The 11,479-nt window shown below is 68.2% G+C and carries 10 protein-coding genes; 8 read left to right on the top strand and 2 right to left on the bottom strand.

All coding sequences use genetic code 11. The features are described 5' to 3' along the window. Window positions 1–83: 83 nt before the first annotated feature. Both ACK4S9_RS12320 and ACK4S9_RS12315 read left to right on the top strand, forming a co-directional pair. On the top strand, window positions 84–878 hold the full coding sequence (locus ACK4S9_RS12320) for a transporter (RefSeq protein WP_409725955.1): 795 nt from the start codon (window positions 84–86) through the stop codon (window positions 876–878). A gap of 202 nt (window positions 879–1,080) precedes the next feature. Continuing rightward, complete coding sequence (locus tag ACK4S9_RS12315; protein ID WP_409725953.1) at window positions 1,081–3,279, top strand: family 10 glycosylhydrolase; 2,199 nt, start codon at window positions 1,081–1,083, stop codon at window positions 3,277–3,279. A 126-nt stretch (window positions 3,280–3,405) separates the two neighbouring features. Here ACK4S9_RS12315 and ppc read toward each other — a convergent pair whose 3' ends face one another. Continuing rightward, window positions 3,406–6,210, bottom strand: coding sequence for a phosphoenolpyruvate carboxylase (gene ppc, locus ACK4S9_RS12310; protein ID WP_409725951.1), 2,805 nt, complete (start codon window positions 6,208–6,210; stop codon window positions 3,406–3,408). 174 nt (window positions 6,211–6,384) lie between these two features. Between ppc and hemC the strand changes: the two genes are divergently transcribed. The 6 genes from hemC to ppa all read left to right on the top strand — a co-directional run bounded on the left by hemC (window position 6,385) and on the right by ppa (window position 11,300). Then, the gene (hemC, locus tag ACK4S9_RS12305; protein ID WP_409725949.1) at window positions 6,385–7,380 is read left to right on the top strand and encodes a hydroxymethylbilane synthase; all 996 of its coding nucleotides are present in this window, start codon (window positions 6,385–6,387) and stop codon (window positions 7,378–7,380) included. 3 nt (window positions 7,381–7,383) lie between these two features. Beyond that, a complete protein-coding gene (locus ACK4S9_RS12300) occupies window positions 7,384–8,172 on the top strand; it encodes a uroporphyrinogen-III synthase (RefSeq protein ID WP_409725947.1) in 789 nt (262 codons plus the stop codon). Beyond that, entirely contained in the window at window positions 8,153–9,274 is a 1,122-nt protein-coding gene (locus ACK4S9_RS12295) for a uroporphyrinogen-III C-methyltransferase (RefSeq protein ID WP_409725945.1), read from the top strand. Before ACK4S9_RS12300 ends, ACK4S9_RS12295 begins: the two co-directional genes overlap by 20 nt. A 1-nt stretch (window position 9,275) precedes the next feature. Continuing rightward, window positions 9,276–10,472: a heme biosynthesis protein HemY gene (locus tag ACK4S9_RS12290; protein ID WP_409725943.1), complete on the top strand. Its 1,197-nt coding sequence runs from the start codon at window positions 9,276–9,278 to the stop codon at window positions 10,470–10,472. Between the two features lie 41 nt (window positions 10,473–10,513). Next, window positions 10,514–10,645 (top strand): hypothetical protein, encoded by a 132-nt coding sequence (locus ACK4S9_RS12285; RefSeq protein ID WP_409725941.1) that lies wholly within the window; start codon window positions 10,514–10,516, stop codon window positions 10,643–10,645. A 115-nt stretch (window positions 10,646–10,760) separates the two neighbouring features. Next, the gene (ppa, locus tag ACK4S9_RS12280; protein ID WP_036250464.1) at window positions 10,761–11,300 is read left to right on the top strand and encodes an inorganic diphosphatase; all 540 of its coding nucleotides are present in this window, start codon (window positions 10,761–10,763) and stop codon (window positions 11,298–11,300) included. 96 nt (window positions 11,301–11,396) lie between these two features. Here ppa and ACK4S9_RS12275 read toward each other — a convergent pair. Continuing rightward, a partial coding sequence (locus ACK4S9_RS12275; RefSeq protein ID WP_409721870.1) for an IS3 family transposase occupies window positions 11,397–11,479 on the bottom strand: 83 nt, incomplete at its 5' end.

The raw sequence follows: 11,479 nt of genomic DNA, 5'->3' as shown, positions 1-11,479 counted from the left end.
GTAAAAATGCCGCTCAGTTATGGCTGAGCGGCATTTTTTTCGCCCGTGCGTCGCCGCTTGCGGGCTTGCGGTATGGTGCAGCCATGCCTTCATCCGCCATTCTCGCAGTCGCTGCGGGCGTCGCCCTGGCGCTGGGGGCGGCCGGGGGGGGCGCCCAGGACCTCATCGAAAGCGGCCGGCCCGACTTCGTCGAGTCGAGCACGGTCGTGGGCAAGGGCCGCGTCCAGGTCGAAGCCGGCCTGCAGTACGAACGCGAGCGCAACGGGGCAGGGCGCGAGCGCGTCCTGTCCACGCCCGCCGTGCTGCGGATCGGCGTCGCCGACACGCTCGAACTGCGCGTCGAGACCGAGGGGCGGATGAACCGCCATCTGCGGCTCGATGGCGGGCGCGCCACCGATGCCGGCTATGGCGACACCAGCCTGGCCCTCGGCTGGCACCTCCTCGATGCCGACGCCGGCCGGCCCTCGGTCGGCCTGCTGGCCTCGGCCGACTTCGACAGCGGCTCGCGCGCCTTTCGCGGCCAGGGCGTGCGCCCCGCGCTGCGCCTGATCGGCGAGTGGTCGCTGCCGAACGGGATGGCGCTCGGCCTCATGCCGGGAATCGGCGTCGAACGCGACGACGAGGGCGCGGGGCGCTATCGCTACGGCCTGTTCGGCATCGTGCTGGCGAAGGGCTTTGGCGAGCGCCTGCGCGGACTGGTCGAAGTGGCGCTGCCGCACATCGCCAGCAGCCGGCACGGCGGCACCGAGGCCAGCTTCGACGTCGGCGCCGCCTACCTCCTGTCGAAGGATGTGCAGCTGGACGCGATGGTGTCGCGCGGACTCAACAGCCGCACGCCCGACTTCGCCTTCACCATCGGCCTGTCGATCCGGCACTGAACCCCGCCTCCAGCAGTTTTCCTTGCCCGGGATGCTCTCATGCATCCCGGTTATGCCGCCTGTTCCGAATTTCATTGGTTGTCAAAATTGCTCGCGCGTACTCTGTTTCGCGGATGGCAACACATCGGCGCGTGGAGAGGCGCCGGGGACCGCCGCCAGCGCTCCCCTGGTGCGCTCACCTCAACCTGCAAAAAAAGACAATATGAAAAAACTTTTGCTTGCAGCGGCAGCCGCCATGCTCGTCGCTTCCATTTCCCACGCCGATGCCCAAACCCCTGCGCCGAAGCGCGAGATGCGCGGCGTGTGGATCAGCACCCATATCAGCCTGGACTGGCCCAGCCGTCTCGACACCCCGGCCCAGCAGCAGGCCAAGCTCAAGGCCATCCTGGACCACAACAAAGCGACCGGCATGAACGCCGCCTTCCTGCAGGTGCGCAGCCAGGCCGACGCCATGTACCCGAGCGAGCTGGAACCCTGGTCCTACTACCTGACCAATCAGCAGGGCCGCGCCCCCAGTCCGGCCTGGGATCCGCTGCAGTTCGCGATCGACGAGACGCGCAAGCGCGGCATGGAATTCCATGCCTGGATCAATCCCTACCGCGCGGTGGCCACGGCGTCCAACCAGAACAACGCGGCGATGTACGCGCCGAACCACGTCTCGCTCGCCCATCCGGACTGGCTGCTCACGGTCGGCACCGTGAAGATCCTGAACCCGGGCCTGCCGCAAGTGCGCGACCACGTCGTGAACGTCATCATGGACATCGTCACGCGCTACGACGTGGACGGCATCCACTTCGACGACTACTTCTACCCGAGCGGCACCACCGGCGACGAGGCGGCCTTCGCCGCCGATCCGCGCGGCTTCCCGAACACGGCCGAGGGCCTGGCCGACTGGCGCCGCGACAACATCAACATCCTGATCGCGCGCGTGAACGACAGCATCCGCGCCCTCAAGCCCTGGGTGAAGTTCGGCGTGTCGCCCTCCGGCATCTATCGCAGCCACCCCACCGATCCGGCGATCGGTTCGCCCACCAGCACCGGGGCCTCGCAGCACTACAGCAGCATGTTCGCCGACAGCCGCAAGTGGATCCGCGAAGGCTGGGTCGACTACCTGGCGCCGCAGGTCTACTGGTACATTGGCCAGGGCGGCTCGGACTACAAGCTCCTGGTGCCGTGGTGGAACGACAACGCCTACGAGCGCCACATGTACATCGGCCTGGCCGACTACAAGATGAACACGACCGGCTGGTTCGATCCGAACCAGATCAACAACCAGATCGCGATGAACCGCGCGCACGCCAACATCTCGGGCCAGGTCCACTTCCGCCACCAGTTCCTGCAGAACGACCCGCTCGGCTACCGCAGCTCGCTGAAGAACAGCACCTACGCGCGTCCGGCCCTGCTGCCGACCATGGCGTGGAAAGGGACCGCTGCGCCGGCCGCGCCGGCCGGGCTGGCCGCCAGCGTGGGCGACGCCAATACGGTGAACCTGTCCTGGGCGCCGGCGCTTGAGGCCGCCGACGAATTCGAGAAGACCCGCAAGTACGCCATCTATCGCGCCAGCGAGCGCGAGATGGACCTGGAGAACCAGGCCAACCTGCTCGGCGTGACCGACACCGCCACCCACGCGTTCGCCGACGGCAGCGTCGCACCCGGCCAGTATTACTACTACACCGTCACCGCCTTGAACCGCCTGAGCACCGAGAGCGCGCGCGCCGGCACGGTCAGCAACGACTTCGAGGCGCCAAGCGTGCGCACCCGCGAAGTGTCGGTGCGGCTCGCCAACGGCACCGCCTCGATCGCGGCGAGCGACCTGGATGGCGGCACCAGCGACAACTGGGGCGTGGAGTCGCTCACGGCATCGCGTACGAGCTTCGCGTGCTCGGATATCGGCGCCCAGAAGGTCATGCTCAGCGCCGTCGACAAGGGCGGCAACAGCGCCAGCGCGGAAGGGATCGTGCAGGTGCTGGGCCACGTGCCGCAGCCGTCGATCAGCGTGGCGCCCGGCGCGGGCGAAGCCACCGGCCTGCCGGCGAACACGATCGCGCTGGGCTACGGTCCGCAGAGCGTGACTCTGAGCGCAAGCGATGCGGCCGGTTCGTCGACCTTCACCTGGAACCCTGTCGGTGGGCTGTCGACCGCCAGCGGCGCGGTGACCAGCTTTGCGCCGAGCGCTGCGGGCAGCTTCAGCTTCACGGCGCAGGCGGCCAGCCCGGAGAGCTGCTTCGCGCAGGCCAGCACCACCGTGAACGTGATCGATGCGCGCTGCGGCGAGGACAAGGTGCTGGTGTGTAACAAGACCGGCAGCGCGGGCAATCCGGGCGCGCAGGTGTGCGTGTCGCCGAACGCGGTGCCGGCCTTCCTGAGGAAGGGGAGTGCGCTGGGAGCGTGCGCTCGTTGATGTCCGTAGGGTGGGCGGGTTTCCCGCCCACGCGGCGATCGGTAGCGGCTCCGCTTTCGCGCCGGATGATCTTGCTGCCAACTATCACCGCGTCGGCGGAGAATCCGCCCACCCTACAAAATCCGCTTAGCCGGTGTTGCGCAAGCCCGCCGCCACGCCGTTGATGGACAGGTGAATCCCCCGGTGCACGCGCGGATCCGCATTGTCCCCCAGCTTGCGCCGGCGGTGGATCAGTTCCACCTGCAGGTGGTTGAGCGGGTCCAGGTAGGCGAAGCGGTTCTGGATCGAACGCGCCAGCAGCGGGTTGCCGGCCAGGCGCTCGCTCACGCCCGTCACCGCCTCCAGGCAGCGCAGCGCTTCGCCATGCTCGGCGGTGATGCGCCGGAAGATGCGCTCGCGCAGTTCCACGTCCGCCACCAGCCCGGCGTAGCGCGAGGCGATCGCCAGGTCGGTCTTGGCCAGCACCATGTCCATGTTCGACAGCAGGGTCGCGAAGAAGGGCCAGCTCTGGTGCATTTCCTGCAGCAGCGCCAGGCGTTCCTCGCGCACGCCGTCCGCCAGCCAGCCGCTCACCGCGGTGCCGAAGCCGTACCAGCCCGGCAGCAGCAGGCGGCACTGGCCCCATGAGAAGCCCCAGGGGATCGCGCGCAAGTCTTCGATGCGGCGCGTCGACTTGCGCGAGGCGGGACGCGAACCGAGGTTCAGTTCCGCGATCTCGGCGATCGGCGTGGCGCTGAAGAAGTAGTCGGTGAAGCCCGGGGTCTCGTACACCAGGTTGCGGTAGGCGCGATAGGCGCGCTCGGACAGCTCGGCCATCACGGCTTCGAAGCGCGCCAATCTAGCGGTGTTCACCTCGTCCGCCGGGTGCGGCACCAGGCTCGCTTCCAGCGTCGCCGCCACCAGCAGTTCCAGGTTGCGCCGGCCGATCTCGGGATTCGAGAACTTCGAGGCGATGATCTCGCCCTGTTCGGTCAGGCGGATCTGGCCGTTGACGGTGCCCGGCGGCTGGGCGCGGATCGCGTCGTAGCTGGGGCCGCCGCCGCGGCCCACGGTGCCGCCGCGGCCATGGAACAGGCGCAGCTTGACGCCCTTGGCGGCGAACACGTCGACCAGCTTCAGTTCGGCCTGGTACAGCTCCCAGTTCGAGGTCAGGAAGCCGCCGTCCTTGTTCGAGTCCGAGTAGCCGAGCATGACCTCCTGCAGGCGGCCCTGCCGCTCGATGATGCCGGCCACCAGCGGGATCGACATCCATTCGTCCATGATGCCGCTGGCGCGCTGCAGGTCGGGGATGGTTTCGAACAGCGGGATCACCATGACGTCGCTGGCGCCGGAGGACACCCGCATCAGGCCGGTCTCCTTCTGCAGCAGCAGCACTTCCAGCAGGTCCGACACGGTCTCGGTGTGCGAGATGATGTAGTTGCGGATCGCGCGGCTGCCGTAGCGCTGGCGGATGTCGCGCGCGGCGCGCAGGATCGCCAGTTCGGAATTGGTCTCGTCCGAATAGCTCTCGTAGGGCGAATACAGGGGGCGCGGCTGCGCCAGTTCGCGCAGCAGCAGCGCGACCTTGTCCGCCTCGTCCAGGCCGGCGTAGTCGGTCTGGCTGCCGGCGCGTGCGAACAGTTCGGCCAGCACGCGCTCGTGCACGTCCGAGCTCTGGCGCATGTCGAGCGAAGCCAGGTGGAAGCCGAAGATGCGCGCGGCGCGCTTCAAGCCCGCCAGGCGCGGCTCGATCAGCACGGCGCCATGGTTGGCGCGCAGCGAATCGGCCAGCACCTCGAGGTCGGCCGCGAACAGGGCCGCGTCCAGGTAGGGCGGGGCTTCGCCGACTTCCTTGCGCAGGATGTGGTCGACGCCCAGTTCGCGCGCGGTGGCGGCCAGGCGCGCGTAGATGCCGATCAGGGCGCGGCGGTAGGGTTCGTCGCTGCGGTGCGGGGAATTGTCGACCGAAGCGTCGGCCAGCGCCTGCATCTGCGGCGTCACCGGCACCATCAGGGTCGAGGTGGACAGCTCGGCGCCGAGCGCGTGCACTTCGTCCAGGTAGAAGTCGAGGATGGTGGTCGACTGGCGCACCAGCGCATGGCGCATGGTGTCCGCGTTCACGTTCGGGTTGCCGTCGCGGTCGCCCCCGATCCAGCTGCCCATCTGCAAGTACTGCGCCTCGCCCAGATCGGCTTCGCCGCCGTACACGCTGGCGATCTCTTCCTCGATGTCGTCGTACAGGCCCGGCACTTCGCGCAGGAAGGTGATGCGGTAGTAGGACAGGGCGTTGTCGATCTCGTCGGCCACGGTCAACTTGGAATAGCGCAGCATGCGGGTCTGCCACAGCGTGGCGATGCGCGCCTGCAGCAGCTGCGTGTTGCGCCCCAGTTCCCTGGGCGTCAGGCCGCGGTCGCGCTCGGCCAGCAGGCGCGCGATGTCGTGCTCGGCGTCGAGGATGCTCTTGCGCTGCACTTCGGTCGGGTGGGCGGTGAGGACCGGCGAGATCAGGGCGTCCTTGAAGAAGTCCTCGACCACCTCCCGCGGCACGCCGGCATCGACCAGCTTGCCGAGCGCGTGGCCGACGCTGCCTTGGCGCGGCGCGGCGCCGCGCATCAGGTGGGCGCGGCGGCGGCGGATGTGGTGCTGGTCCTCGGCGATGTTGGCCAGGTGCGAGAAGTAGGAGAAGGCACGCACCACCGAAATGGTCTGGTCGCGCGTGAGCCGGTGCAGCAGGGTGGTGAGTTCCTCGCCGGCGACCGGGTCGGCGTCGCGCCGGAAACGCACCGCCGTCTGGCGGATGGTCTCGACGACCGCGAACACGGCTTCGCCTTCCTGTTCGCGCAGCACGTCGCCGAGCAGGCGGCCGAGCAGGCGGATGTCTTCTTTCAGCGGCGCGTCCTTGTCGCCGGCGCCGGGCATTGCAGGGTTGTCTAGTGCAGCTGGGTTTTCCATATCGACCACAAATGAATTGTTAGTGCCATGGCGGTTGGCCATCGTCTGCAGGAGGCCCATGCTAAAATTTGTGATCTTGAGCAAGGGCCGTTAACCGGCATCGTCCTGGTGGGCTAGATGACAGTGAAAGAATCCGTGTTGAAAGCAAATGAATCGGCGCAGGGAGCGCCCGCGATGCTGACGCCTCAAAAGCTCATTATCGCATCCCGCGAGAGCCGCCTGGCCATGTGGCAGGCGGAACATGTGCGTGCCCGGCTCGCCGCATTATATCCGGAGTGTAGTGTTGAAATTCTCGGAATGACAACACGGGGCGACCAGATCCTCGACCGTACGCTTTCCAAGGTAGGCGGCAAGGGCCTGTTCGTCAAGGAGCTGGAGGTGGCGATGGCCGAGGGCCGCGCCGACCTGGCGGTCCACTCGCTCAAGGACGTGCCGATGGAACTGCCGGAAGGCTTCGAGCTGGCCGCCGTGCTCGAGCGCGAAGATCCGCGCGACGCCTTTGTCTCGAACGACCATGCCAGCCTGGATGCATTACCGCCCGGCAGCATCGTCGGCACCAGCAGCCTGCGCCGCCAGTCCCTGGTCGCCGCGCGCTATCCGCACCTGGTGATCAAGCCGCTGCGCGGCAACCTCGACACCCGCCTGGGCAAGCTCGACCGCGGCGAGTATGCCGCCATCATCCTGGCGGCGGCGGGCCTCAAGCGCCTCGGCCTGCCCCAGCGTATCCGCGCGCTGCTCGAGCCCGAGGACAGCCTGCCGGCAGCCGGACAGGGCGCGATGGCGATCGAGATCGGAAGCGGCCCGCGCAGCGACGGCGTCGACCTGCGCGCCTTGCTGGCCCCGCTGAACCACGAGGCCACCGCGCGCGCCGTGACGGCCGAGCGCAAGGTGTCGAAAATCTTCGGTGGCAGCTGCCAGATCCCGCTGGCCGCTTTCGCGACCGTCAGCGGCGCCACCATGCGCCTGCGCGCGATGGTGGCGACCCCGGACGGCCAGCGCAGCGCGCGGGCCGAGGTGGCGGGCTCCTGGGAGCATCCGGAATTCCTCGGCGAGCAGGTGGCCATCCTGCTGGAAGACCAGGATGCGCATGCGATCCTGGAAGCCTGCAAGCAGGAGGCGGCGCAGGAGGCCGCCACCGACGTGCTGCCGGCCCCGGGCCAGGGCGGCTGAGGCATGCTCGAGCGGGCAGTCGTCATCACCAGGCCGCGCGCCCAGGCCGAGCCGCTGGCGCAGGCCGTGCGCGCGCTCGGGCGCCGCGCCGTGCTGCTGCCGCTGCTCGAGATCGCGCCGCTCGAGGATACCTCCGTCCTGCGGGCGACGCTGGCCGGGCTGTCCTCGTATGCGCTGGTCGTGTTCGTGTCGCCGAATGCGGTGGACGCCGCGTTTGCCCACCTGGACGGCTGGCCGGCCGGCGTGCCGATCGGCGTGGTCGGGGAGGGCAGCCGGGCGGCGCTGGCCCGCCACGGGGTCACGGCTGACAAGGCCACCATCCATTGCCCGCCCGATCCCGCGGCGAGCGACTCCGAGCACCTGCTGGCCAGCCTCGACCTGGCCGGCTTCGCCGGGCGCCGCGTGCTGATCGTGCGCGGCGAAAGCGGACGCGAACTGATGGCCAGCACCTTGCGCGCGGCCGGCGCCCGGGTCGATACCGTGGCGGCCTACCGCCGCAGCGTGCCGCAGCTCGACAATTCGCTGGCGGCCGAGCTGGGCGCCTTGCTGGCACAGCCAAACGACTGGATAATCACGAGTTCGGAAGCGCTGCGCGGGCTCGCAGGAATGGTGAGCCGGCTCGATCCCGATGCCGGCCTCGGGCGGCTGCGGGCGCAGCACCTGATCGTCCCGCATGGGCGCATCGCGGAGACCGCGCACGCCCTCGGGTGCGATCGGATTACCCTCACGGGCTCTGGCGACGCACGCTTACTTGCCGCGTTACAATCTCAGAATGAACGAACAACAAAATAATCCAGAACAAATTTCGTCGGGCAGCGTCGCGGTCCAGAAGGCGCCGCCGCGCCCGCCGGGGCAGGGCCTGATCGCGGCGCTGCAGCGCCCCTTGCCCCTGGCGGTCGCCATCCTGGCCTTGTTGCTGGCGGTGCAGACCTGGAGCTCGCACAGCCGCATCAACACCCTGCGCCGCGACATGGCGCAAAGCCTGCAGAAAGGCAATGCCGTGAATGCCGAGACCGCGGCGCTGGCGCGCGAGGTATCGGATACGGCCAAGGAGCTGCAGATCAAGGTCGGCGTGCTGGAAAGCCGCCAGTCCGAGGCCCAGACCCAGCAGCTGGCGCTCGAGCAGCTCTACCAGGACCTGTCGAAGAACCGCGACGAATGGGCGCTCACCGAGGTCGAGCAGGTGCTCAACACCGCCAGCCAGCAGCTGCAGCTGGCCGGCAACGTGCAGGGCGCCCTGATCGCCTTGCAGAACGCCGACCGCTCGCTGGGCCGTTCGGACAAGCCGCAATTCCTGAACATCCGCCGCGCGATCGGCGCCGACATCGAGCGCCTGAAGGCGCTGCCGGCGGTCGACCTGGCCGGCGTGGCGCTGCGCCTGGACAACGTCATCGCCCAGGTGGACACGCTGCCGATGCTGTCCGACGAAAAGCCGCTGCTGCCGGCGGCGCCGGTGCGCAGCACCCGCGGTCAAGCGGGCAAGGGCGCCGAGCCGGCCCCGGAAAACCTGGGCCTGGGCCAGCGCATGATCCAGACCTGGCGCAACTGGAGCCAGGAGATGTGGGACGACGTGCGCCAGCTGGTGCGGGTGCGCAGCGTGGAGACGCCGGAAGCGCTGATGCTGTCGCCCACCGAGTCCTTCTTCGTGCGCGAGAACCTCAAGCTGCGCCTGCTGAACGCGCGCCTGGCCCTGCTGTCGCGCAACGAGACGGCCTTCCGCGACGACCTGGCCAGCAGCCAGGAAATCCTGCTCAAGTACTTCGACACGCGTTCGCGCGCCACCCAGTCGGCGCAGGGCGCGCTGCGCCAGGTGCAGGCCAACAACCTGACGATCGAGATGCCGACGCTGTCCGAGAGCCTGAACGCGGTGCGCAACTACAAGGCGAAGCAATAAGATGCGGCTCCTCCTCTGGTTAGTCGCCCTGATGGCCGCGGCCATCGGCATCGCCGTGACGGCGCGCTTCAACCCGGGCAACGTGGTGCTGTTCTACCCGCCGCACCGGCTCGACATGTCGCTCAACCTGTTCGTGGTGCTGCTGGTGCTGCTGTTCCTGGTCGCCTACGGCTTGGTGCGGGCACTGAAGTCGACCCTCAAGATGCCGCAGCGGGTAGCGGCCTACCGCCAGCGCAAGCGCGAGCGCGAAGGCAACAAGGGCTTGCGCGACGCGCTCAAGGCCTTGTTCGAAGGGCGCTTCGGCCACGCCGAAAAAGCCGCCATGCGCGCCGCCGAGCTGCCGGAGAACGCCGGCCTGGCGGCCCTGATCGGCGCGCGCGCCGCGCACCGCATGCGCGAACCGGGCAGGCGCGACGCCTGGCTGGCCGGCATCGCCCACGATGCCTCGCTCAAGACGGCGCGCCTGATGACGGTGACCGAGCTGCTGGTCGACGACCACCAGCCGGAAGCCGCGCTCGAGGCGGTCGCCGAACTGAACGCGAGCGGCCAGCGCCACATCCATGCGCTGCAATGGTCGATGAAGGCCCACCAGCAGGCGCGCAACTGGCCGGAAGTGCTGCGCCTGGTGCGCATCCTCGACAAGCGCAAGGCCCTGCATCCGGCGCTCTCGAGCCGCCTGCGCGAACTGGCCTACGAGGCCCTGCTCGATTCGCCCGGCCACGATGCCGAATCGATCCGCCGCGTCTGGGCCGGCGTGCCGGCAAGCGACCGCCTGGTGCCCTACATCGCGGCGCGCGCGGCCGGCGCCTTCAATGCGCGCGGCCTGCACGACGAGGCGCGCGCCATTGCCGAGGAAGCGCTCAAGGCGAACTGGGACGAGCGCGTGGTGCGCGCCTACCGCGAAGCGGCCGGACCGGCCGGCTCGCCGACCCTGCTGGCCCAGATCGAGCATTGCGAAGCCTGGCTCAAGGAGCGCCCGCTGGATGCCGAACTGTCCCTGACCCTGGGTTCTCTCTGCCTCAAGCAAAAGCTCTGGGGTAAGGCCCAGCGCTACCTGGAAGGGGCGCTGTCGGATGCCACCGAAGCGTCGATGGTGCGCGAGGCGCACCTGAAACTGGCCCAGATGCACGAGGCGCTGGGGCAGGAGCAGGAAGCGGCGAATCATTACCGGCAGTGCGCGCTGGCCAGCATTCTCTGATCCAAGCTTGTTTTCGTAGGGTGGGCGGCTCGACCGGGGCCATGCCGAGCTGCGCCATCGATGCCGCCCACGCGGTGAGAGTTAGCGGCAAGATCATCCCGCGCGCGATCGGAGCCGCCAGGTATCACCGCGTGGGCGGCGCCGGCAATGCGGCCAGCCACAGTCGCGGGTAGAGCCGCCCACCCTACGGCCCCGCATGCCGTGCAGGCCAGCACCTGACGCGCCATCCGCTTGCCGCTTTCGCTATAATGACGCACCTTATTAAAACTTCAGCAAGCAAGGAATTCCATGAGCCTGAATAACGTCCCAGCCGGCAAAGACGTGCCGAACGACTTCAACGTCATCATCGAGATCCCGATGAACGCCGACCCGGTCAAGTACGAGGTCGACAAGGACAGCGGCGCGATCTTCGTCGACCGCTTCATGGGTACCGCCATGCACTATCCGTGCAACTACGGCTACGTGCCGCAGACCATCGCCGACGACGGCGACCCGTGCGACGTGCTCGTGATCACCCCGTTCCCGCTGCCGCCGGGCGTGGTGGTGCGCTGCCGCGCGCTGGGCGTGCTGAAGATGACCGATGACGGCGGCGGCGACGCCAAGGTCATCGCGGTGCCGGTCGAGAAAGTCCTGCCGATGTACAAGAAGATCCAGAAGCTGGAAGACCTGGAAGAACTGCGCCTCCAGCAGATCCAGCACTTCTTCGAACACTACAAGGACCTCGAGCCGGGCAAGTGGGTCAAGATCGAAGGCTGGGCCGACGCAGAAGCCGCCAAGGCCGAGATCACCAATGGCGTCGAAGCGTTCAAGCGCAAGGGCCAGGAGTAATCAATCGCACCCGGCGCCGCGTACACGCACGCGGCGCCGGGCGGGTAGAAAAGCCGGCGTCTGAACTGACCCCATAAAGTTGGACGGTTAAGTTCTCTAGGCAGCCAAGGCCTGAGTCCTGTACTGAACAGGGCTCAGGCCTTTTAACTTGAGCTTGATGCGGTTGTGGTTGTAATAGT

This window comes from Massilia sp. (genome assembly GCF_046293535.1).
Lineage (GTDB): Bacteria > Pseudomonadota > Gammaproteobacteria > Burkholderiales > Burkholderiaceae_D > Telluria.
The sequence above is the reverse complement of the archived record's forward strand: the minus strand, read 5'-3'. Positions and strand labels throughout refer to the sequence as shown.